Annotated in this window: 24 protein-coding genes; 22 read left to right on the top strand and 2 right to left on the bottom strand. The window is 74.6% G+C overall.

Going from position 1 to position 21570, the window contains the following annotated elements; all coding sequences use genetic code 11:
- Window positions 1-348 precede the first annotated feature (348 nt).
- The 10 genes from Q0967_RS05935 to Q0967_RS05980 are packed head-to-tail and all read left to right on the top strand — an operon-like array spanning window position 349 to window position 8881.
- A complete protein-coding gene (locus Q0967_RS05935) occupies window positions 349-2214 on the top strand; it encodes a peptidoglycan-binding protein (protein WP_298748626.1) in 1866 nt (621 codons plus the stop codon).
- 14 nt (window positions 2215-2228) lie between these two features.
- Window positions 2229-3758 (top strand): cell wall-binding repeat-containing protein, encoded by a 1530-nt coding sequence (locus tag Q0967_RS05940; protein ID WP_298748625.1) that lies wholly within the window; start codon window positions 2229-2231, stop codon window positions 3756-3758.
- A gap of 9 nt (window positions 3759-3767) precedes the next feature.
- Window positions 3768-4484, top strand: coding sequence for a hypothetical protein (locus Q0967_RS05945; RefSeq protein WP_298748624.1), 717 nt, complete (start codon window positions 3768-3770; stop codon window positions 4482-4484).
- Entirely contained in the window at window positions 4481-5053 is a 573-nt protein-coding gene (locus Q0967_RS05950; RefSeq protein WP_298748623.1) for a MauE/DoxX family redox-associated membrane protein, read from the top strand. The genes Q0967_RS05945 and Q0967_RS05950 overlap by 4 nt, the downstream gene beginning before the upstream one ends.
- The gene (locus Q0967_RS05955; protein ID WP_298748621.1) at window positions 5050-5643 is read left to right on the top strand and encodes a hypothetical protein; all 594 of its coding nucleotides are present in this window, start codon (window positions 5050-5052) and stop codon (window positions 5641-5643) included. Before Q0967_RS05950 ends, Q0967_RS05955 begins: the two co-directional genes overlap by 4 nt.
- Window positions 5640-6152: a hypothetical protein gene (locus tag Q0967_RS05960; protein ID WP_298748619.1), complete on the top strand. Its 513-nt coding sequence runs from the start codon at window positions 5640-5642 to the stop codon at window positions 6150-6152. Before Q0967_RS05955 ends, Q0967_RS05960 begins: the two co-directional genes overlap by 4 nt.
- Window positions 6140-6361, top strand: a complete 222-nt coding sequence (locus tag Q0967_RS05965; RefSeq protein ID WP_298748618.1) for a hypothetical protein — start codon at window positions 6140-6142, stop codon at window positions 6359-6361. Before Q0967_RS05960 ends, Q0967_RS05965 begins: the two co-directional genes overlap by 13 nt.
- A 24-nt stretch (window positions 6362-6385) precedes the next feature.
- Window positions 6386-6946, top strand: coding sequence for a hypothetical protein (locus tag Q0967_RS05970; protein WP_298748616.1), 561 nt, complete (start codon window positions 6386-6388; stop codon window positions 6944-6946).
- Window positions 6947-6956: 10 nt separating this feature from the next.
- Window positions 6957-8021, top strand: a complete 1065-nt coding sequence (locus tag Q0967_RS05975; RefSeq protein ID WP_298748615.1) for an App1 family protein — start codon at window positions 6957-6959, stop codon at window positions 8019-8021.
- The gene (locus Q0967_RS05980; protein ID WP_298748613.1) at window positions 8021-8881 is read left to right on the top strand and encodes an Fpg/Nei family DNA glycosylase; all 861 of its coding nucleotides are present in this window, start codon (window positions 8021-8023) and stop codon (window positions 8879-8881) included. The genes Q0967_RS05975 and Q0967_RS05980 overlap by 1 nt, the downstream gene beginning before the upstream one ends.
- 137 nt (window positions 8882-9018) lie before the next feature.
- Here the strand turns inward: Q0967_RS05980 and Q0967_RS05985 are convergent, their stop codons facing one another.
- Window positions 9019-9612, bottom strand: coding sequence for an HAD family hydrolase (locus Q0967_RS05985; protein ID WP_298748612.1), 594 nt, complete (start codon window positions 9610-9612; stop codon window positions 9019-9021).
- Between the two features lie 81 nt (window positions 9613-9693).
- Complete coding sequence (locus Q0967_RS05990) at window positions 9694-10026, bottom strand: rhodanese-like domain-containing protein (RefSeq protein ID WP_298748611.1); 333 nt, start codon at window positions 10024-10026, stop codon at window positions 9694-9696.
- Between the two features lie 149 nt (window positions 10027-10175).
- Here Q0967_RS05990 and Q0967_RS05995 point away from each other — a divergent pair, with 149 nt between their 5' ends.
- The 12 genes from Q0967_RS05995 to Q0967_RS06050 all read left to right on the top strand — a co-directional run bounded on the left by Q0967_RS05995 (window position 10176) and on the right by Q0967_RS06050 (window position 21570).
- Window positions 10176-10853, top strand: a complete 678-nt coding sequence (locus tag Q0967_RS05995) for an SAF domain-containing protein (RefSeq protein ID WP_298748609.1) — start codon at window positions 10176-10178, stop codon at window positions 10851-10853.
- A gap of 7 nt (window positions 10854-10860) precedes the next feature.
- On the top strand, window positions 10861-11853 hold the full coding sequence (locus Q0967_RS06000) for a hypothetical protein (protein WP_298748607.1): 993 nt from the start codon (window positions 10861-10863) through the stop codon (window positions 11851-11853).
- The gene (locus Q0967_RS06005; protein ID WP_298748605.1) at window positions 11850-13208 is read left to right on the top strand and encodes a CpaF family protein; all 1359 of its coding nucleotides are present in this window, start codon (window positions 11850-11852) and stop codon (window positions 13206-13208) included. Before Q0967_RS06000 ends, Q0967_RS06005 begins: the two co-directional genes overlap by 4 nt.
- Window positions 13208-14149 (top strand): type II secretion system F family protein, encoded by a 942-nt coding sequence (locus Q0967_RS06010; RefSeq protein WP_298748780.1) that lies wholly within the window; start codon window positions 13208-13210, stop codon window positions 14147-14149. The genes Q0967_RS06005 and Q0967_RS06010 overlap by 1 nt, the downstream gene beginning before the upstream one ends.
- Window positions 14150-14154: 5 nt before the next feature.
- A complete protein-coding gene (locus Q0967_RS06015; RefSeq protein ID WP_298748778.1) occupies window positions 14155-15090 on the top strand; it encodes a type II secretion system F family protein in 936 nt (311 codons plus the stop codon).
- 101 nt (window positions 15091-15191) lie between these two features.
- Window positions 15192-15401, top strand: a complete 210-nt coding sequence (locus Q0967_RS06020) for a hypothetical protein (protein WP_139719341.1) — start codon at window positions 15192-15194, stop codon at window positions 15399-15401.
- A complete protein-coding gene (locus tag Q0967_RS06025; protein ID WP_298748602.1) occupies window positions 15401-15865 on the top strand; it encodes a TadE/TadG family type IV pilus assembly protein in 465 nt (154 codons plus the stop codon). Before Q0967_RS06020 ends, Q0967_RS06025 begins: the two co-directional genes overlap by 1 nt.
- Before the next feature lie 50 nt (window positions 15866-15915).
- Window positions 15916-16338: a TadE/TadG family type IV pilus assembly protein gene (locus Q0967_RS06030; RefSeq protein ID WP_298748600.1), complete on the top strand. Its 423-nt coding sequence runs from the start codon at window positions 15916-15918 to the stop codon at window positions 16336-16338.
- The gene (locus Q0967_RS06035; RefSeq protein ID WP_298748597.1) at window positions 16335-16901 is read left to right on the top strand and encodes a Tad domain-containing protein; all 567 of its coding nucleotides are present in this window, start codon (window positions 16335-16337) and stop codon (window positions 16899-16901) included. The genes Q0967_RS06030 and Q0967_RS06035 overlap by 4 nt, the downstream gene beginning before the upstream one ends.
- An 8-nt stretch (window positions 16902-16909) precedes the next feature.
- Complete coding sequence (locus Q0967_RS06040) at window positions 16910-17671, top strand: hypothetical protein (RefSeq protein ID WP_298748595.1); 762 nt, start codon at window positions 16910-16912, stop codon at window positions 17669-17671.
- A complete protein-coding gene (locus Q0967_RS06045) occupies window positions 17665-18627 on the top strand; it encodes a hypothetical protein (RefSeq protein WP_298748593.1) in 963 nt (320 codons plus the stop codon). Before Q0967_RS06040 ends, Q0967_RS06045 begins: the two co-directional genes overlap by 7 nt.
- A gap of 33 nt (window positions 18628-18660) precedes the next feature.
- Window positions 18661-21570, top strand: a complete 2910-nt coding sequence (locus Q0967_RS06050; RefSeq protein ID WP_298748591.1) for a LysM domain-containing protein — start codon at window positions 18661-18663, stop codon at window positions 21568-21570.

Consider the following 21570-nt stretch of genomic DNA (forward strand, 5'->3'; position numbering starts at 1 on the left):
GTTCTCCTCATGAGGGTGTCCGTCGCAGGTTCCTCGGCGAACCCGCCGGAAGCAACGTAGCCCATCGTCGGCCGCCCGCACCTGACGAGAAGGTCACGGTCTGGTGAACCCGCGGAGGCACTCCCGTCTGACAGATGGTGCGTGAGGGGAGCATGTGGTCGATGGGGCAGCTGGGGTGAGACGGATGACGACTTGGTAAAGAAGCGCTGGTGAGGGGTATCGCCGACGGCGAGGGCGACGTACGCTGAGCGCAGCGCCGGGCCGCCCCACCGAGGTGGTGGTCGGCGCTCGTCATGCACACGTCAGGTCGCCGCGGCGCCCACGAGACAGGTCAGGGGTCAGGAGTCGATGGCAGGCACAGGGGGACGACGTCGGGGTGGGGTTCGCCTGCTCGCGACGTCGATGTTGACCGGGGCGCTCGCGCTCTCCTCGTCGATGGCGATCGCCGACGAGGAGCCGACGACCGATCCCGCCGCTCCGGTCGCCGCCGGCACCGGGGGCACGGCCGGGGCGGACGACGGTCAGGGTCAGACCGGCCCCACGGGTGATGCGCCCGCCGACGGCACCCAGCCGGACGGCACCCAGAGCGCCGGCGCGCCGGTCGCCCCCGCCCCGGGAGGCGGCGGTTACTCGCACAGCGGGTCGCCCGCCGGGCCGGCGAGCTTCGTCCAGCTGCCGGAGGACCCCGCCTACCCCGTCCCCGCGCCCCCGCAGAACGACGACCTGCCGGTCGAGCTCGACGAGGACACGGCATACCAGAACCAGCTGTCCTGCGACCCCGAGGACCGCCCGGGGGTCATCGCCTTCGCCCTGCTGCTCACCGAGCACTACGGCCGCCCGGGGTGGACCGGTGCGCGCCCCTGCATCGACTACATGAGCCAGCACCACGACGGCCGTGCCCTGGACTGGCAGCTCGACGCCTCCGACCCGTACGACCGGCGCATCGGGGACGCCGCCGTGGCCTGGCTGACCGAGGACGACGGCGAGATGATGCGCCGCTTCGGCATCGAGTACATCATCTGGAACGGCCTCGTCTTCATGAAGGACGACAACGAGTGGCGGCACTACGTCGGGCCCAGCCCGCACACCGACCACGTGCACCTGTCCTTCACCTGGGACGGCGCGATGATGCGGACCTCCTGGTGGACCGGCGTCGCGGTGACCCGGCCCGACCTCGGGCCCTGCGACACCGTCGCCCGCGAGTATGCCGCGCTGCACACCTTCCCCCGGTTCGAGCCGTGCGCCGACCCGGCCGTGGCCGCCCCCTCGACCGACCTCGCGCGGGTGCGCCCCGGCGAGTCGGGCCCGGGGGTGTCGATGCTCCAGTCCGTCCTCGGGATCGAGCCCACCGGGGTCCTGGACGCGCCCACCCGCACCGCCCTCGTCGAGTGGCAGGCCGAGCACGAGCTGCCGACCTCCGGCGTCGCGGACGCCCTGACCTACGCCGCCGCCCAGGGATCGGACCTGGAGGAGGTCCCGGCCTCGGCGTTCGCGGTCACCCCCGAGGACTGGCAGGTCTCGCAGTTCACCCCCTACAAGCGCACGACCCTGACGCAGGGCGAGCAGGGCAAGGCCGTGACGGTGCTCCAGGAGGCCCTGGGCACCGAGCCCGACGGGGACTTCGGGCCGAAGACCGCCGAGGCGCTGGCCGAGTGGGAGCAGACCGTCCCGGTGCTCACCGAGCAGGCCGAGCGGCGCGGTGACGAGCCGGCCGTGGTCACCCCGCTCACCTGGGTCTACCTCGAGCGGGCGGCGCACCCGACCATGGTGCTGCGGGACGTCGAGCTCACCGAGGGCAGCCGCGACATCGGTGCCGACCCCGACGGCGAGCTCGCGGCCCGGGCCGCCCTCGAGGGCAGCGAGGACAGCCCCTACGCCGGCGGCGCGGTGGCCGTCCTCCAGGAGCTGCTCGGCGTCGAGGCGGACGGCAGCTACGGCCCGCTGACCGCGCAGGCCGTCCGCGAGATCCAGGAGAAGGCCGGGCTCGAGCCGACCGGTGAGGTCGACGGCCCGACCTGGGTCGCGGTCGAGGCGGCCGCGATCGACGCCGAGCGCGTCGCCGGTGCTCCCGGTCTGGAGGCCCAGCGGGCCCGCGAGGAGGCGGCGCGGGAGAAGGAGCGTCAGCAGCAGGAGGAGCAGGAGCGCGAGGCCGAGCTGGAGCGTCAGCGCGCCCTGGAGCAGCACGAGGCGGCCGTCGAGGGCGCCGGTCGCTGATCGGCCCGTCCCGGATGAGCCTCCTACGTCGACGTCGCGGGACCACCGTCCTGGCGTCCGCGCTTCTCGTGGGCGTCCTCGGCGCCGGGGGCGTGGGCGTGGTGGCGACCTCGGCCGCCGATCCGGGCGCCGAGGGGGAGCCCGGCTGGGCGGAGACGCAGGCGGCGACGCCGGGTGCGGTCGGGTGGTCCGGGTTGGGGCAGGCCCCCTGCCCCGAGGGCATGACACGGCGGGTGAGCGTGGGCGGCTGGAGCATGGACTCGGGTGTCCCGCAGGCGAGGTTCAACGACGGCTGGGGTGCGGTGTCCTCCCGGGACGGCGGGGCCGCCCGGGCCGTGGTGTCCGCCGCCGACCCGAGCGACCACTTCTTCCTGCCCTACGTCAAGGTCTCCGTCGACCGCCGCACCATGCTCGCCCTGTCCACCCGCGGCACCCAGGGCAACTCCGCGCACACCCGCGTCCAGATGAACTCCGTGGACCTCCGGGTCTACGCCGGGTCGTCCTGGGACGGGCGGGTCTACGACGTCACCGCCGCCACCGACGACGAGAACGGCCACCTCGGGACGTGGTTCGAGCACACCAGCCGGGCCGGGGCCAGCACCCGCTGGGACGTCGACAACGTCCAGGTCTACACCTGCCGCGACGCGCCGGTCTCCCGGATCTCCGGCTCGGACCGGTATGCCTCGGCCGCCCGCATCGCGGCGACGTACCCGGCCGGGGTGCCGGTCGCCTACCTCGCGACGGGCGAGAACTTCCCGGACGCCATCGGCGCCTCGGCCCTGGCGGCCCAGCGGGACGCGCCCGTGCTGCTCACCCGCTCGGACCGCCTGCCCGGCGCGACCGCGGCCCAGCTGGACCGGCTCGCGCCGCAGCGCCTCGTGGTGCTCGGCGGCACCGGCGCGGTCAGCTCGACGGTCGCCCGGGAGGCCGGGGCCTACGCCGGCACGACGAGCCGGGTGACCGGCGCCACCCGCTACGACGTCTCGGCGGCGCTGGCCGAGACCTACTCCCCGGGTCGGCCGGTCCTCTACGTCGCCAGCGGGGCCAACTTCCCCGACGCCCTGGCCATCGGTGCCCTCGCGGGCGACCAGGGGGCCCCGGTCCTCCTCACCCCGACCGGTGGGCTCCACCCCGCGGTCGAGGAGCAGATCGCCCGGCTCGACCCAGGACGGATCGTCGTGGTCGGCGGCCCGGTCGCGGTGTCCGACACCGTGGTCGGCCAGCTGCGCCGGCACACCTCGGGCTCGGTGACCCGCCTCACCGGCAGCAACCGGTATGCCGTGGCGGCGGCCGTCGCCCGCCAGTTCGACGAGGAGCCGGCCCGCGTCTACGTCGCCACCGGCACCGCGTTCCCGGACGCCCTCGTGGGTGCCGCGCGCGCGGGCAGCCAGGGGGTGCCCGTCGTCCTCACCCGGCAGGACCAGCTCGTCAGCGACGCGCGCTCGGCGTTGCAGGCGCTGGACCCGCTGCGGGGGGTCCTGCTCGGCGGACAGGTCGCGCTGAGTTCGGTCGTCATGGACCAGGTCGGCGCGCAGGTCGGCTGAGGAGGACGCATGCAGACCGAGCACCGACTGCTCTCCGGTGAGGGCGTGCGCGTCGACGTCCCGGACGCCACCGCCCTGCCGGGGGGCACGGCGCTGGCGGTCCTGGCCCTGGAGGGCGCCGGCCAGCTGGAGGTCACCTCCGGCGCCGAGGCCGACCTCGGCTTCTACCTCGAGGTGACCGGGACCTCCCTGCAGCGGGAGGTCGCGCTGCGCGACGGCCGGTCGTTGCGCTACGGCCGGCTCGGTGGCGACCCGCAGCAGGGTCTGGGCTGGTCGGTCGCGGTCGGGGACCACCACGTCTACGGCTCGACCGTGCCGGCCATGGACGTCGAGGCCCTCAGCGGCTACCTCGCCGACGTGGACCTCCGGGAGGACCGGCTGGGCCCGGTGCTCACCCCCGCCGGCCGGACGAGCTGGTCGCCCTACCGCACGCAGACCCTCGCCCAGGTGGTCGAGCTGGGCGGGACGGTCGGGTCCGACGACGGGGGGACCCCGGGCTACCTCCTCGACATCCGGCGGGCCCGCACCGGTCAGCTGCAGAGCGGCCGCTCCTCCGGGGCGCCCGTGCGGGGCGGGCTGCTGTCCCGGTCCTCGGGCGAGGAGCGTCACCCGTACGCCGTCCTCGAGGGCGCCGACTTTGTGACCTACGGCATGCCGGGCAGCGAGGGGGTCGTCGACGCGGTCATCGCCTCGATGGCCGAGGTCGCCGTGGAGCTGGTCCGGTGAGCGTCCTCGCGGTGGCGAGCGCCTGGGCCGTCGGCCTCGTGCTGCTCGTCTCCGGGCTGTCCCACGTCCGGGCGCCCCGGTCGACGCAGGCCGCGCTCTCGGCCCACGACCTGCTGCCCTCCTCCACCCACCGGTGGCTGGCCCTCGTGCTGGGCCCCGTCGAGCTGGTGCTGGCCGTGGCCCTGCTCGCGGGCGGGCTCGGCGTGCTCGGCGGTCCGGTGGCGCGGGTCCTCGGGCTGGGTGCCGCCCTGCTCTGCCTGGGCTTCGCGGCCTACCTCCGGGTGGTCCTGCGGCGCACCGCCGGGCAGGAGGTGCCCTGCGGCTGCGGGCTCGGCGCCACCCCGGTCACCGGCTGGAGCGTGGTGCGGGCCGGGCTGCTGGGCGCCCTCGCGCTCGCCGCCGTGACGCTCCCGACCGGTCCGTGGACCGCCCTCCCCGGCGCACCGGTCTGGGCCCAGGCCGTCGTGGCCGCAGCCGGGGGGCTGGCGCTCGCCGTGGGCACGGCTGCCCTGCCCGCCGCCCGGGCCGTCCCCGCCGGGCTCACCACCCTCACCGGGGCCGCGCGATGAGCTTCACCGCGTCCGCCCTCGTGCTCGCCTTCGTCGCCATCGCGCTGCTGGCCCTGGGGCTGGCCGGTCTGCTGCGGCAGGTCAGCCTGCTCACCCAGCAGCTGGACGGCGGGGTGGCGGCACCGCACCCGGGCGCCGGGGCGCGGACCACCCGCGAGCTGGTGGGGTTCCGGGTGCCCGGGGACCTGGCGGCCGAGCTCGTCGACCCGGCCGCACCGCATACCCTCCTGGCCTTCGTCTCACCCGGGTGCAGCTCGTGCTCGCTGACCCTGAGGGCGCTCGCCGCGGACCCGCAGGTCGCGGACGGGTCGGTGGCGCTGACCCTCGTCTCGGCGGGCTCCTGCGAGCCCGGCCTGCGGGACGCCGAGGGGTCCCTGCGGCTGCGCTGCCTGCCGCAGGGCCGGACGGTGATGGACCGGCTGGCCGTCCCGGCCACCCCCTACCTGGCGCTGCTGGACGCCTCCGGCACCCTCCGGGCGGCCCTGCTGCCCGAGGAGGACACCGACCTGGGCGGCTGGCTCCGCCAGGTGGGCACCACGCTCCAGCAGGCCGCGGCACGACCGTCGACGAGGGAGGACCGCCCGTCATGATGCGCTTCGAGGACCTGCCGGTGGCCGACACCGGCCGGCTACGGGACCGGCTGCGGGAGCGGCCCAGCCGTCGCGGCTTCCTGGCCCGCGTGCTGGGTGCGGGGACGGCGGTCGGTGTCGGGTCGCTGGCGCTGGTCAACCGCGGCGGCAGCCAGGTGCGAGCCCAGGCCGCCTACTTCCTGGACTACACCGACACCTCGACCGGGCCGTGCGCCACCTACGCCCGCGACCACACCGAGAACGGCATCCAGTGCGGTCCCTCACCCATGTGCCGTGACGGGTCCTGCTGCTGGAAGTACCGCTCGGGTGCCGGCAACGTCGTCGCGTGGCACAAGAACGGGCCGGGCGTCGACCGCTACTACACCCACCGGCCGGACGACTGCTGGGGCGGCGTCTACGACTCCTGGCACTGGAAGTTCAGCGACGGCCGGACCTACCGCTGCTCCGACGGCTGGACCTGCTCCGGCTCCGGCTCCTGCGTCGCGACGATCTGCCCGTGGGCGATCTAGAGGACCCGGACCTGCCGGTCGTGGCGGACGCCGCGACCGGGGTCTCCGCGCGCCGCCGCTGGGCGGCCGACCCGTTGCCGCTGCTCCTGCTCCTCGGGGCCGGCGGGCTGGTCTGCCTGGTGCTGCTCCCGGTGTCCGGTCCGGCGTGGGTCGTCCCGGCCCTCTTCGGGGTGACGGTCGCCGGGGTGGCGCTCTCCGGCTCCACCTGAGGCGTCAACAGCGCGTGGGCGCTGGTGGCCTCGGTCCGGGGCCGACAACGACAGCTCTCCCTCTGGGGAGCCTTCGCCGCCGGGACGACCCTGGGCGGCGCTGCCACCGGCCTGGGTCTCGGTGTCCTGTCCGGGCTGGTCAGCCCGGTGCCCGAGCAGGTCCGCCTGGTGCTGCTGGCCGGACTCGTCCTGGCCCTGGTGCTGCTCGACGTGCGCACGCCCCGGCTGCCGCTGCCGCAGCGCTCGATCCTCATCCCGCAGGAGGTCTTCGCCCGGGGCATGGCCCGCGGGGGGCTGCGCTTCGGCCTGGAGTACGGCTGCGGGTGGCGGACCCTCGTGCCGTCAGCCGCGGCATACCTCGCCGCGCTGTTCGTCCTGCTCGTCGTGCCGCCGTGGTGGGTCGCCGTCCTCCTGGGCGCGGCCTTCGGGCTCTCCCGGTCCTGGGCGGTGCTGCTCTGGATCGGCCTGGGTTCACCGGGGTGGCAGACCTTCCTGGCCGGGCACTCGCGCGTCCTCGAGCGGACCGGCAGCGTGCTCGCCGGGCTGCTGCTGCTCGCGGCGGCCTGGTCGCGGTGGGGCGGATAGGGTGGACGGTATGGCGCGTCCCCACATCGCCGCCCAGCTCGAGGACTCCGTCCGACGGCGCATGAGCTCCAGCCTGCGTCGACGCGGCTGGCACGAGCGGTTGTTCGGCTACACCGGCTACGGCACGCCCGACCGGGTGCGGGTCTTCGCGCGGGTGCTGCTGTCCCGGCACGAGCCGGAGGAGTCGCGCACCGCCCTCACCCACGCGCAGGACTCGCTGCTCGACATCGCCCAGCGCGGCTGGCGGCTGTTCCTCACCGCGCCCGCGGTGGGCGTGACCGTGCACGTCCGGCTCGGCGACGCGCAGGCGAGCGCCCGCACCGACCGCGGCGGCTACGTCGACGTCGAGCTGGACGGCCACGGCCTCGGCCCGGGCTGGCAGGAGGCCCACCTCGACCTCGGCAACGGCGACTCGCTCACGGTGTCGGTGCTGGTCGTGGACCCCGCCGTCGGCGTCGGGCTGGTCAGCGACATCGACGACACGGTGATGGTGACCCACCTGCCCCGCATGTTCATCGCGGGGTGGAACACCTTCGTCCGGTCCGAGCAGGTGCGCCAGGCCGTCCCCGGGATGAGCGCGATGTACCGCGCCCTGCTGGCCGAGGACCCCCTCATGCCGGTCTTCTACCTCTCGACCGGGGCGTGGAACACCGCGCCCGCCCTCACCCGCTTCCTGCGGCGCCACGACTTCCCGGTCGGCCCGATGCTCCTCACCGACTGGGGGCCTACCAACACCGGCTGGTTCCGGTCGGGGCAGGAGCACAAGGAGGCCGAGCTGCGGCGGCTGCGGGAGGACTTCCCGCAGATGCGGTGGATCCTCGTCGGTGACGACGGTCAGCACGACCCGGTGATCTACGGCCAGTTCGCCCAGGAGCACCCGGACGCCGTCGAGGCGATCTGCCTGCGCGAGCTGACCCCCGCCGAGCAGGTCCTCTCCAGCGGTCTGCCGGTGGCGACCGACGAGCTGCTGGGCAAGCGCGTGCAGGTGCCGATGCTCAAGGCGTCCAACGGCTTCGGGCTGCACCAGCTCCTCGCCGGCGCCCGGAAGCGGGCCCGACCGGGGGAGAAGGCCTGATGCCCGAGCTGCCGGAGGTCCAGGCGCTCACGGACTTCCTGTCCGAACGGGTCACCGGGCGGGTCGTCACCGACACCGAGCTCGGGTCCATCGCGGTGCTCAAGACCTTCGACCCCCCGCCCTCCGCCCTCGTCGGGGCGCCCGTGGACGCGGTCCGCCGGCACGGCAAGTTCGTCGACCTCGACGTCGACGGCACCCACCTGGTCTTCCACCTGGCCCGGGCGGGGTGGCTGCGCTGGTACGACGAGGTGCCCCGGACCCAGGTCCGGCCCGGCCGCAGCCCCATCGCCCTGCGGGTGCGGCTGGACGACGGGGCCGGCTTCGACCTCACCGAGGCGGGGACCAAGAAGGGCCTCGCGGCCTACGTCGTCACCGACCCGGCCAAGGTGCCGGGGGTGGCCTCGCTGGGTCCGGACCCCCTGGCCGACGACTTCGACGAGGCGGCCTTCACCGCGCTGCTGCAGGGACGTCGGACCCAGATCAAGGGGGTGCTGCGCGACCAGTCCGTCCTCGCCGGGGTCGGCAACGCCTACTCCGACGAGATCCTGCACGCCGCCCGGCTCTCGCCCTTCGCGCTGGCGGCCGGCCTGACCGAGGAACAGGTCGGCGAGCTCTACCGGGCGCTGCGCACCACGCTGCAGGCGGCGGTGATGGCGGCCGAGGGGAAGCCGGCGGCCGCCCTTAAGGACGCCAAGCGCGCCGGCATGAACGTCCACGGCCGCACCGGCGAGGCCTGCCCGGTGTGCGGCGACACCGTCCGCGAGGTCTCCTTCGCCGACTCCTCCCTGCAGTACTGCCCCACCTGCCAGACCGGCGGCAAGCCCCTCGCCGACCGCCGCATGTCCCGCCTCCTGCGCTGACCGGCTCCCGCCCGGAAGGCGCGCGACTGCACCGGGTATGTCGTTTCATTGCCCTGCTGAGCGACCTATCCGCTGCAGTCGCGCACCACCGGACGCGGGATCGGGCCCCCACCGGACGTGCCGTCCTGCGGAGGGGGTCAGCGGGGGAGGGTGAACACCTGGCCGCGCCAGCCGAAGGCACGGGCGGCCTCGACGTGGTCGGCGCGGTCGTCGGTGAAGGCGACCTCCGCCGTCGCCACGCGGCGCCCGAGGCGACGCTCGATCTCCGCGTGCGCCGCGGCATACGCCTCCGTCTCGGGCTTGGCGGCGCCCAGGTCGTGCGTGTCGAGCAGCATCGGTATGCAGCGCGCCAGGCCGATCTCCTCGAGCTCGGCCGCCACGCGGTCGGTGTCGTCGGAGAGCAGGACGACCGGTGTGCCGTCCGTCGCCAGGGCCCCCAGCAGCGACTCGACGCGGGCGTGCAGCAGCACCCCGTCGAGGTCGAGCACGGCCACGCCGGCGCGGCGCAGGAACGCGGCGACCCGCCAGGGCCGGTCGGGGACCGGCTTGGCGGCGACGACGTCCGAGCGCCGGATGCGCACGTCCCCGTGGCGGCCTCCCACGAGCAGCTCGTCCTCGGTGGCACCGAGCAGCTCGCCGACGGTGTCGGTCGCCCGCTCCCCGTCCTCGATGAGGTGCCGGACCACCACCCGGGACCCGACCGGCAGAGGCCGATCTCCAGGCTCAGCCACGGGCGTCCCCTCCGGGTCGCGAGCGGTGTATGCCTGAATCTCGCCTCACGCGAAGAAAGCCCTAGATCGTGGCAGAGGCGGTCAGACGACCGTCGGCTCCTGCCCGTCCGTCCCGCCGACCATGCTCTTGCCCGCCCGGCTCCACGCCTGCATGCCGCCGTCGACGTTGACGACGTCGAAGCCCTGTTGGACGAGCCACTCCACGGCCCGCCCGGACCGCCCACCGCTGCGGCAGACCACCGGCAGCGAGGCGGACGTCTCGGGCAGCTCGTCGATGCGGGCGGGGATGTCGCCCAGGGGGAGGTGGATGGCGCCGGGTGCGTGACCGGCCGCCCACTCCTCGGGCTCACGCACGTCGACGACGACCGCGTCGTCCGCGAGCTCGGTGACGGCAATGCTGGGGATGTCGCTCATGCCCTCACTATGGCACCGCCGCCGGTCGCGTGCCGCTAGGGGGAAGTCGGCGGCAGGGTTAGCATGGTCGGCGGCTGAGCACCGCACAGGGGTGATCGCCGCACCACCGACTCGATGTTCCGGTCTGTGCCGGGAGGGGACGACACCGTATGACCACCGCCACCTCTGGCGCGAACGCGTCACGCCTGCCCGCGCGCAGCCGTGACAAGCGTCCCGCCCTCGCGCTGCTGGCGCTCCTGCTCGTCCTCGTGGGGGCGCTCGGCAGCGCGCTGCTCGTCTACCGCACCGGCAACCGCGTGCAGGTCCTCGTCGCCTCCCAGACGATCCAGCAGGGCGCGCAGGTGACCGAGGACGACTTCACCGTGACCGAGATCGCCTTCGAGGAGGGTGCCCAGGTGGTGAGCGCCGAGTCGCTGCCGCAGTTCGTCGGCTCCCAGGCGGTGAGCACCATCCCCCAGGGCAGCCTCGTCTCGGGCCAGATGTTCACCCCGTCCGAGCTGGCCGAGCCGGGCGTGCAGCAGGTCGGCGTGGTGGTGGCCTCCCCCGGGCGGCCGGCCGACGCGATGCGGGCCGGTGACATCGTGCGCGTCTTCGCGACGGCCCCCGAGTCGGCGGTGGCCGCCGCCGAGGACGCCGAGCAGCTGGTCGAGGCCGCCAAGGTGGTCGCGGTCGGCCCGGTCGTCGACACCAGCGACACCATCCACGTCACCCTGCTCCTGCCCGAGGACGCCGCACCCGCCGTCGTCGCCGCGAGCGCGACCGGCACGGTGGCGCTGTCGCTGCTGCCGGCCGACACCACGCCGGTGGTCGACTGGCGCACGGAGTGAGCGCGCCGTGGCTCTGATCTCCTTCTTCAGCGCCAAGGGCGCGCCCGGCGTCACGAGCACCTCGATGCTGGTGGCCGCCCTCTGGCCGCGTCCCACGCTGCTCGTCGACGCCGACGGCAACGGCGGTGACCTGCTCATGCGGCTTCCCTCCGCGTCGGGTCTGGCCCTGACCCAGCACCCGGGGCTGCTGACCCTGCTGCCGCTCGCCCGGCACGGACTGTCCTCCGGTGTCGTCCTGGACCACTCGCAGGTGGCCCTCGGCGGCCAGCAGGTGCTCGTGGGGCTGGAGACCTCGGAGCAGGCCGAGGCCTCGGCCGCGCTGTGGCCGACGCTGGCCCGCGCCTTCCGGGAGGTGCCGGGCACCGACGTGGTCGTCGACGCCGGCCAGCTCGCCGCGCGCTCCGGCCAGCTCTCGCTGGTGCAGCGCAGCGACCTCGTCGTCGGGGTCGTGCGGGCCGAGCCGGCCAGCGTCATGCACATGCGCGAGCGGCTGACGGTGCTGACGCAGACCTTCGCCGCCCTGGGGGCCGACGCCCCGCGGATCGGGCTGGTGGCGCTCTCCGGCGTGCAGCGTCAGGACGAGGCGTCCTCGGCGGTCGCCACGGTGCGAGCCGACTTCCCCGACGTGCTGGACCTCGGCCAGGTCGCCCTCGACCCCCGCCCGGAGCGGATGTTCCACGGCGACCCGGTGTCGCGCCCGGAGCGCACCATGCTCGTGCGCTCGGGTCGCTCCCTCGTCGAACGGCTCGTCGCGGCCCTGGGGCCTGCCGTGGTCCTCGACACCGGCACCGACGAGCACGAGACCACGGACCCGACGACGGAAGACCCGCCCTCCGCCCCCGGCGCCGCGACGGGGCAGGAGGAGCCTGCCGACGGCATACCCGAGGGTGGGCCCGCCGGCCCGGCGCCTGACGCCGGCGCCGGCGAGCAGGACGCGGCCCAGGGCGAGCGGCGCCGCCGCCGCGAGCGACCCGGCAAGAAGAGGTGGACCCTGCGATGACCACGTCCTCGACCCCCCTGCTGGCGGGCGCGAGCCCCGAGCAGCAGGCGGAGATGAACCAGCTGGTGCGCACCCTGCGGTCGCAGGTCGCCGACCGGCTCAACCAGCAGCGCCGCCGCGACGAGGTCGCCGGCCGCTCGCCCATGAGCAGCGAGGACGAGCGGCACTTCGCCCGCTCCCTCATCGTCCAGGTCCTCGAGGACCACGCGACGCTCATGATCACCGAGGGGCGCGTGCCGCCGACCGCGGAGGAGGAGGAGCGGGTCGCGGCGGCCATCCACGCGGCCCTCTTCGGGGTCGGCCGGCTGCAGCCGCTGCTCGAGGACCGCGAGGTCGAGAACATCGACATCAACGGCTGCGACCGGGTCTTCGTGGGGTATGCCGACGGGCACGAGGAGACCGCGGCCCCGGTCGCGGACAGCGACGAGGAGCTCATCGAGCTCATCCAGATCCTCGCGGCCAACGTCGGTCTGACCTCCCGGCCCTTCGACTCCGCCAACCCCCAGCTGGACCTGCGGCTGCCGGACGGTTCCCGGCTCTCGGCCGTCATGGGGGTCTGCCAGCGGCCCTCGCTGTCGATCCGGCGCGCGCGCCTCGGTCAGGTCAGCCTCGAGGACCTCGTGGCCACCGGGACCTTCAGCGAGGACGTCATGCGCTTCCTCAAGGCGGCGGTCGCGGCCCGCAAGAACATCATGATCGCGGGGGCCACCAACTCGGGCAAGACCACGATGCTGCGCGCGATGGCCGCCGAGATCCCGGCCGAGGAGCGGCTCATCACCGTGGAGCGGGCCCTGGAGCTGGGTCTGGACAAGTTCGAGGACCAGCACCCCAACGTCGTCGCCTTCGAGGAGCGGCTGCCCAACTCCGAGGGTGTCGGCATGGTGACGATGGCCGAGCTGGTGCGCCGGAGCCTGCGCATGAACCCCTCGCGGGTCATCGTCGGCGAGGTCCTGGGTGACGAGATCGTCACCATGCTCAACGCGATGAGCCAGGGCAACGACGGGTCCCTGTCGACGATCCACGCCAACTCCTCGATGGAGGTCTTCAACCGCATCGCGACGTATGCCCTGCAGGCCGAGGAGAACCTCCCCGTCGAGGCCACGCACATGCTCATCGCCGGGTCCGTCAACTTCGTCGTGTTCCTGCGCAAGAAGAACGAGCACGCCACGGGCGGTGGACTCCTGCGCGGCGTGCAGTCGATCCGGGAGGTCACCGGCGTGGACGGCCGGGTGCTCTCCTCCGAGGTCTTCGCGGCCGGTCCGGACGGGGTGGCCCGGGCCAAGGCGCCCATCGAGTGCATCGACGACCTGGTGCCCTTCGGCTACACGCCGACACCGGTCACCCGGTGGGACTGATGGGCCAGCTCTACACCCTGCTCATGCCCATGGCGACCGGTGCGGTCGTCGGCCTCGGGCTCTACGTCGCCGTCCTCGCGGTGGTCGGCCTGCCCGAGCGCGACCCGTCCACGCCCCGGCGCTTCGAGAACGTCACGCTGGGCGGGGTCAGCCGCCGCCTCGTCGCCGGCATCGTGGTCGGGCTTCTCGTGCTCCTGCTCACCCGGTGGGTGGTGGCCGCGATCGGGATCGGGCTGCTCGCCGGGCTCTGGGACCAGCTCACCGGCGACTCCCGCGCCGAGACCGCCGGGATCAACAAGCTCGAGGCGCTGGCGACGTGGACCGAGTCGTTGCGCGACACCATCGCCGGGGCCGTCGGGCTGGAGCAGGCCATCCCCGCCACGGCCGTCAACGCCGGCCCCTCGATCCGGTCCTCGCTCAACCTCCTCGTCGACCGGCTGCGCATCCGCGAGCCGCTCTCGGAGGCCCTCATCGACTTCGCCGAGGACCTGGACGACCCCTCCGCCGACGTCATCTGCTCGGCGCTCGTGCTCAACGCCCGGCTGCGCGGGCCAGGTCTGCGGGACGTCCTGGGCGCGCTCGCGGTCTCCACCCGCGAGGAGCTGGACATGCGGCGGCGCATCTCCGCCAGCCGGCGCTCCATCCGGCGCTCGGTAAAGATCATCGTCGTCATCGTGCTGTCCGTCATGGGTGGTCTGGCGCTGTTCAACCGCGTCTACGTCGAGCCCTACGCCAGCCTGGCCGGCCAGGGCGTCCTGCTCGTCGTGGCCGGCCTGTTCGCCGGCGGGCTGCTGTGGATGCGCCGGCTGTCCGAGCCGCAGAAGCTCAGCAGGTTCCTCGTGGTCAACCGGGAGGCCCGGGCGCGGGACATGGAGCAGCTGCTCGACGACGTGCGCGAGGGCGCGCAGACGGGCCGGGCCGACCGGGGAGGCCGACGGTGAGCTCGATGGTCTGGCCCATGCTGGCCGGAGGTCTCGTCGGCCTCGGTGTCTACCTCTTCGTCCGCACGCTGCTGCGGCCGCGGCCCGGCGTGGCCACCCTCGTGGCCCGCATCGACGCCGGCTCGCGCTCGATGCAGACCCACACGCTGTCGGAGTACGACACGTCGTTCGCCGACATGAGCAGCCGCGGCCGCTCGGTGATGACCGGCCTCGCGGACCGCTTCGAGGTGCTGGCCGCCCAGCGTGGCTGGCAGATGAGCCGCCACCGCGCTGACCTCACCATCCTCAACCGCAGCGTCGGCGCCATGCTGGCCCTCAAGGTCGTGAGCGGCACGATGCTGCTCCTCGTGGGGCCCCTGGTGTGGGGGGCGCTGCGCCTCGGCGGCCTCGACATCGGCCCGTCCATGCCCCTCGGCCTGGGGCTCCTGCTCGGCCTGCTCGGCTTCTTCCTGCCCGACCTGTCGCTGCGGGCCGAGGCCGAGCAGCGGCGAAGGGAGTTCCGCAGGACGGTGGGGATCTTCCTGGACCTGGTGGCCATGAACCTCGCGGGTGGCCGCGGTCTGCCCGAGGCGCTCCTCGCGGCCTCCTCGGTGAGCGACCACTGGTCCGTGGTCCGCATCCGGCAGACCCTGGCCAACGCCCGGCTCTTCGGCACCACCCCCTGGGAGGCGCTGGGGCGGCTCGGCAAGGACATCGGCCTGGAGGAGCTGGAGAGCCTGTCCGGCGCGCTGGTCCTGGCCGCCGACGACGGGGCGAAGATCCGGCAGTCGCTCACCGCCCGGGCCACCACCATGCGCCGCAAGGCGCTGTCCGAGGCCGAGGGGGACGAGGGCGAGCGGTCCCAGTCCATGCTTATCGCCCAGATGCTGCTCGTCGTGGCGTTCCTGGTCTACCTCGCCTACCCGGCGCTGGTCGCGCTCATGACCGAGCAGGCCATCTGAGGGAACCGTGGACCGAGTGGCGTCGTCAGGGTAGTTGTGCAACTATCCTGAGTTGCGACCCTGGTTCTTCCCGGGGGCATGACCATGACCGAGGGGTGTCCATGAAATCGATGAGAGCGTATGCGCTGCGTGTCCGGCGCGACCTGATCGCCCAGAAGGACCGCGGGGCCTCCGCGCTGGAGTGGGCGCTCATCGCTGCGGTGGTCGTCGTCGCGGCAGCCCTCATCGGGGCCGCCGTCTACAACGTCATCGCCACGCGGGCCGCGCAGGTCGAGTCCTGCGGCAACGTGGGGCCGGGCGGCACCTGCTGATGCCCTTCCGCCGTCGCCCGCAGGTGCGGACGCGGCGGGAGGCCCGGCGGGGAGTCGACCGGGGCACCTCGGCGCTGGAGCTGGCGATCGTGGCGCCGGTCCTGCTCTCGTTGATCTTCTTCAGCCTGCAGGCGGCGTTCTTCTTCTACGGCCGGGCCGCCGCCACGCACGCGGCCCGGGAAGGGGTGTCCATGCTCCGCCTCGCCGAGGACCGGTCCGCCTACGCCGCGCTGGAGCCCGATGCGATCGCCCGCACCGAGCGCTTCGCCGCCAACGTCGGCGGCCCGGGCCTCACGGACCCCGAGGTGGGGAGCACCTACGTCGAGGAGGGCGACGGCACCGCCCGGGTGACGGTGACGGTGAGCGGCCGCGTCATCACCCTCGTGCCGGGGCTGCGGCTCACGGCCACGGCCGACGCCTCCGGGTCCGTGGAGCGTTTCCTCGAGCCCGAGCTCGCCCCCTGACCCACCCCCCTCCAGAACCACCGACAGCAGAGCACCGAGACGAGGACGACATGGGACGGCATACCGCCACCCGGGAGCGCGGGTCCATCGCGCTCGAGTTCGCCTTCGCCGCGCCCATCGTGCTCCTCATGCTCGCCCTGGCCTGGACCTTCGGCCGGGTCGCCTGGGCGAACGGCCACCTCGAGGCCGGCACCCGGGACGCCGCGCGGGTGGCCACCCAGGCGCGGTCGATGCCCGAGGCGCGCAGCAGCGCGATGGCGGTGCTCCAGGAGAACACCCGGGCGATCGAGGGGTGTCCGGCGAGCCTCACGGTGCAGATCACCGGCGACTTCGAGCCCGGCTCGACCCTCATGGTCCAGGCCAGCTGCAGCTACGCCCTGTCCGACATCGGTATGCCCGGTGCCCCGGGGCGCGTCTCACCCTCCTCCTCCTTCGCCTCCGTCGTGGACCAGTACCGCGGGGTGGACCCGTGAGCCGGCTCGTCCAGGTGCTGCGCGCCGGCCGGGAGCGCGGGTCGATCCTCCCGGTGATCCCGGTGGTGGCGCTGTCCCTGCTGCTCATCGCCGGGCTCGTCATCGACGCCTCGCGCCAGCTCAACGCCCGCAGCCAGGCGGTCGCCTATGCCGAGGAGGCCGCGAGGGCCGGCGCCCAGGCCGTCGAGCCCGAGCCGCCGGCCACGCTGGACCCCCAGCAGGCCCGGCGCAACGTCGGGGACTACTGCGCCCAGGTGCTGCAGCGCAGCGCGGTGACCAGCTGCGGCGTCACCGACATCGAGCCGGCCGACGACAGCCCCCGGCCCTACACCATGGTCGTGCGGGTGGAGACGCAGATCCCGACGACCCTGCTGGGCATGGTGGGGGTGCGCAGCCTCAGCGCCTCCGGCGTCGGGCGCGCCGAGCCGGTGGCCGGGGAGCTGCTGCCGCCCGCGCCGGATCCCGAGCCGGAACCGGACCCGGATCCCGGTCCGGACCCCGGGCCCGAGCCCGGGCCGCCCGACCCTGACCCTGACCCCGAGCCCGGCCCCCCCGCCCCCTGAGGACCACGATGACGACGACGACCTCCCCGTGGAGGACCGCCCCCGCCCGCGCCCGGCTGCTGGCCTGCTGCGCGCTGCCGCTCGTGCTGGGAGCCTGCGGCGGCTCGAGCGGGGTGCCGGAGAGCTCTCCGACGGCCCTGTCCTCCGACGACGCGGTCGCGGCGACGGACGAGCCGACCACCGAGGAGGCCGCACCGACCTCCGCGGAGACCGCGCCGGAGGAGCAGGCCACGGACGAGGCCTCCGAGGACGAGGGTGACGGTGAGGACGAGGGGGCCGAGGACCTGCCGGACACCTGGGCGACCTTCACCGCCGAGCCACCGCCGCTCGTCGTCGAGGAGGGCGAGCTCGACGACGACCCCCGGGTCCGGGCGGTCGGGCGCTTCAACGAGGCGTTCGCCCGCGCGGCGACGGCCGACGACCCCCGGGACGAGGGATGGCTCGCGACCCTGGACGAGGACGGCCACGACGGCCTCGTCGAGGTCTTCGCGGAGGAGTTCGGCCGGGCCTACCCCGGGCCGCTGCCCTTCACGCCCCTGCAGGTCACCGAGCTGGAGGACGGGACATGGTCGGTCCAAGGATGTATGGTGACGGACGGGTTCTCGGCCGATCCCTCGCGCTCGGACGACGGCATGACGGGTCTGGAGGTGTCGTCGATCGAGTACTCGCTCGTGGACGACCCGGGCGCGGAGGGGGACTATCTCGTCGAGGCGCTGTACTCCGGGACCATCAACTGCTCGACCACCGAGGTGGAGACACGATCATGGTAAGCACGCCCGCCCTGCGTTCGCGCGGAGCCGCGGCCGCACTGGCCGGCGCGCTGCTGCTGGCGACCCTCCCCCCGGCCGCGCAGGCCGGGGTCAACACCGAGCCGCGTGAGGGCCAGCCGGTGGTGTGGCCCGCCGAGAACCGCACCCGCATCAAGACGTACCAGACCGGTGGGGGCGCCTGCTCGCTCATCGCCTCGCCGAACTCGGTGGGCGGTGTGTGCGTGTCGGCCAACGCCTCCGACGGGCCCAGCATCCGCGACGTGCTCCAGGGGGACGACCTGCCGGACTGCTGGCACGAGCGGCTCACCGCGGAGGAGCTCAGCGACATCGAGCTGCAGGCGCCGCCGGAGGGCACGGACTACTACTGGCGCCGGTGCCTGCGCGGCATCGACCGCAAGTCCCTGGACATCGAGCCCGGAGGCATCTTCTTCGCCGTCGGCATCTGGATCTACGAGCCCGACGACCCCGAGCTCACCGAGCTCACGCCCAACCAGCAGGCCTTCATCGACCGTTTCGTGCGGCGCGGCAACGTGCCCGACCCGGTCATGCTCTCCTCGCCCAGCGCCGTGCCGTGGGTCAACGACGACGTGGCCTTCTACAACGCGGGCGAGGACGACCTGCACGTCGACCTGTCCATCCCGGGCGTGGAGATGCGGGGCCGCATCACCGAGCTGCTCGTCTATCCCGAGGGTCGCGGGGGGCCGGTCGTGCGCTGCCCCGGCGGTGGTCGCGAGGTCACTGCGGACGACACCCCGCGGACCGTGCCCGAGGCCTGCTGGCACGCCTACGAGCAGGCCAGCCAGACCCAGCCGGACGACACCTACCAGGGTGAGATCCACGCCCAGTGGCAGATCGACGCGCGCATCCAGGGCGAGTGGCAGCCCTTCCACTCCTTCGTCAAGAGCGGCGAGGGACTCATGCAGGTCAACGAGGTCCAGGCCCTGGTCCGCCCGTGACCTGAGCCGACAGCGATCCGGGGAGGATCACCGATGAGCACCACCACACCCAGGCGCCCCAGGTCCGGGCGCACCCCGTCGCCGGGCTTCCGGCCGCGGACCGCGGCCGACCACCTGCCCCGCCCGGAGCGGACCGAGCGGTCCGTCCCCCGAGGGCTGGCCGCCCTGCTCGGGCTGCTGGTGCTCGTCGTCGGGGTGCCGGTGGGCCTCGTGCTCCTCGTCGGCAACCCCCTCCCGACAGCAGCGCCCAGCCTCGACTGGCTGACCGCCCCGGTGACCGCCGAGGCGCTCATCAACATCGTGGCGGTGCTGGTGTGGCTCGTGTGGGCCCACTTCGTCGTCTGCCTCCTCGCCGAGTGGCGGGCCGTGCGCGCCGGGCGGCTGCCCGGCATGGTGCCGGCGGGGGCCGGGTCCCAGCTCGTCGCCCGCCGTCTCATCGCCGGCGTCCTCCTCCTGGCGGGGTCGGCGACCATGACGGGCCAGGCGCCCGGACAGTCCGGGGCCCCGGCGGCCTCCGTCGTGAGCACCGCGCAGGCCGGCGCCGCCGCCGAGCAGGGAGCGACGGGTGGGGTCGGCGTCGGGGAGGCCGGGGCGCGGGAGGACTCCGCCCCCACCGCGTCCGGCGCCGTGGCCGAGGCCAGGTCCGAGGTCGCCTCCTCCACCGTCACCAAGTTCTACGAGGTCAAGCCGCCGTCCGGCCGCCACCACGACACCCTCTGGGACATCGCGGACCGGACGCTGGGGGACCCCTACCGCTACAAGGAGCTCTACCAGCTCAACCAGGGCCGGACGCAGCCCGACGGACGCAAGCTGCAGGAGGCCGACCTCATCCAGCCGGGCTGGCAGCTGGTCATGCCGGCCGATGCGACCGGCCCCGACATCACCTCGGTGCGGACCCAGGCGCCGGCCGCGGCGCCCACGCCCGCCCCGGAGGCCAGCCAGGCGGTCCTCGACGAGCTGGGTGGACGCACGGCGGACGTCACCGCGCAGGCCGCGGGAGAGGCAGGCTCCGGCGCGGTCGGCCGGGCGGCCGACCTGGCCGTCCCCGCCGGCGGCGGGGTCTCGGCGGACACCGCACCCGCCGGTGCGACCGAGGGTGGCGAGGCCGAGCAGGTCCCGTTGGGCGACCTGGCCCTCGGTGGCGGCATGGTGCTGGCCGGCCTCGCCCTGGCGCTCTCCACCCGCCGCGGCGCCTACGGCGACCCCGGTGCCCCCGAGCAGGCCCTCCGGCTCGCGGCTGACGGGGGACGGGCCGAGCTGCTCGACCGGGGCCTGCGGGTGCTGGTGGCCGGCCGCCGCGACCAAGGGCTGGACCTGCCGGACGCGGCCGCGGTCTACGTCGGGGACGAGCAGCTCGTCGTCCACCTGGCGGGGGGCGCCGACCACCCCGCACCCCCGTCGCCCTGGCAGCAGACCGAGGAGGGTGGCGTCTGGGTCCTGCGCGCGGGCGACCTGGAGGGTCACCCCGTGACCGGGCCGGCCCCCTGGCCGGCCCTCGTCAACGTGGCCCGGTCCCACGGCTTCGACCTGCTCGTCGACCTGGAGTACGCCCCCGGCCTGGTGAGCATCGGCGGCGACCCGCAGGTCGCCCGCGAGGTCGCCCTGTCGACCGTCGTCGACCTCGTGACCCACGCGTGGTCCGACGGGGCCCGGGCCACGCTGGTCGGCTTCGCCGGGAGCGGCACCGAGGCGCTGGCCGACCTCGCCCCCGGCCGCATCCACCAGGTCCGCTCGATCGAGGAGGCGCTGGAGGTCGGGAGGCGTGACGTGGAGGCCCACCGTTCCCGGCTGCGCGGGCTCGGGGTCGACGGCGTGCTCGCGGGGCGCTCGGCCGGTGCGGGACCGGACCTGCGGCCGCACGTCATCGTCCTGTCCGGCAGCCCGGGACCCCAGGAGGCGCAGCAGCTGACCGAGCTGCTCGCCGCGGGCCGCACCGGGCTGGCGGTCCTCTGCGTGGGCCAGACCCTGTCCGCGCGCTGGCGGTTCGTCGTCGACGCCTCGGGTCAGCTCGACCTGGGCGTGCTCGGGCTGTCGGGCACGGCCCGTCGACTGCGCCACGGCGACCTGGACCGGATCGCCGGGTGGGTGCGCGAGGCCGCCGAGAGCGGTGCCGAGGCAGCCGCCCGCACGGCCGCGCTGGGCCCCCTGGACGCCGTCGCGACGCTGCCCGCGCAGCGTCGCCCCGTCGCGGAGGCCGCCCCGATGTGGGACCGGCAGTCGGCCCTCGCCCACGTCGGGCTCCTCGGCCCGGTGCTCGTCCAGGCCCCTGGCCAGGTCACCCCCGGCCGGGAGGAGCTGCTCACCGAGCTGGTCACCCTGGTGGCCCTGCACCCGGAAGGGGTGCACGACGCGGTGCTGCGCATCTCCCTGTGGCCCCGCGGGGTCGAGGACGACGTGGTGGAGGCGACCTTGGCCTCGGCCACGCAGTGGCTCGGCACGGGCAGCGACGGCAGCCCGGTGCTGGACCGCGACGACGCAGGTCGCTGGCGCCTGGGCCCGGAGGTCCACGTCGACTGGCTGGAGCTGACGGCCCTGGCCGGGCGGCGCCACACACCGCCGCGCGAGCTCGCGGAGGTCCTCGACCAGGCCCGCGGACCAGCCTTCTCCGGCACCCCCGGCACCCGCTACGGCTGGCTGGCCTTCCACCAGGCGGCCCGGGACGCCCGCGTCGTCATCACCGCCGTGGCCCGGCACACCGCCTCGGCGCTCGCCGGCTCCGGCGACCGTCCGGCCGCCGAGCGGGCCCTGCGGGACGGCCTGACCCTCGTGCCGCAGGCCCAGGCCCTGTGGCGCGACCTGCTGCGTCTCCTCGGCGGGTCGGACCCCGACCACGCGGCCGGGGTGACCAGGGAGATGACGGCCGCGCTGGGCGACGCCGCCCTGGAGCCGGAGACCGTGTCCCTCGTTCAGCACCTCAGCCCGGACCTGCGCGAGCTCGGGTGA

It is taken from the genome of uncultured Serinicoccus sp. (genome assembly GCF_947500995.1).
Taxonomy (GTDB): domain Bacteria; phylum Actinomycetota; class Actinomycetes; order Actinomycetales; family Dermatophilaceae; genus Ornithinicoccus.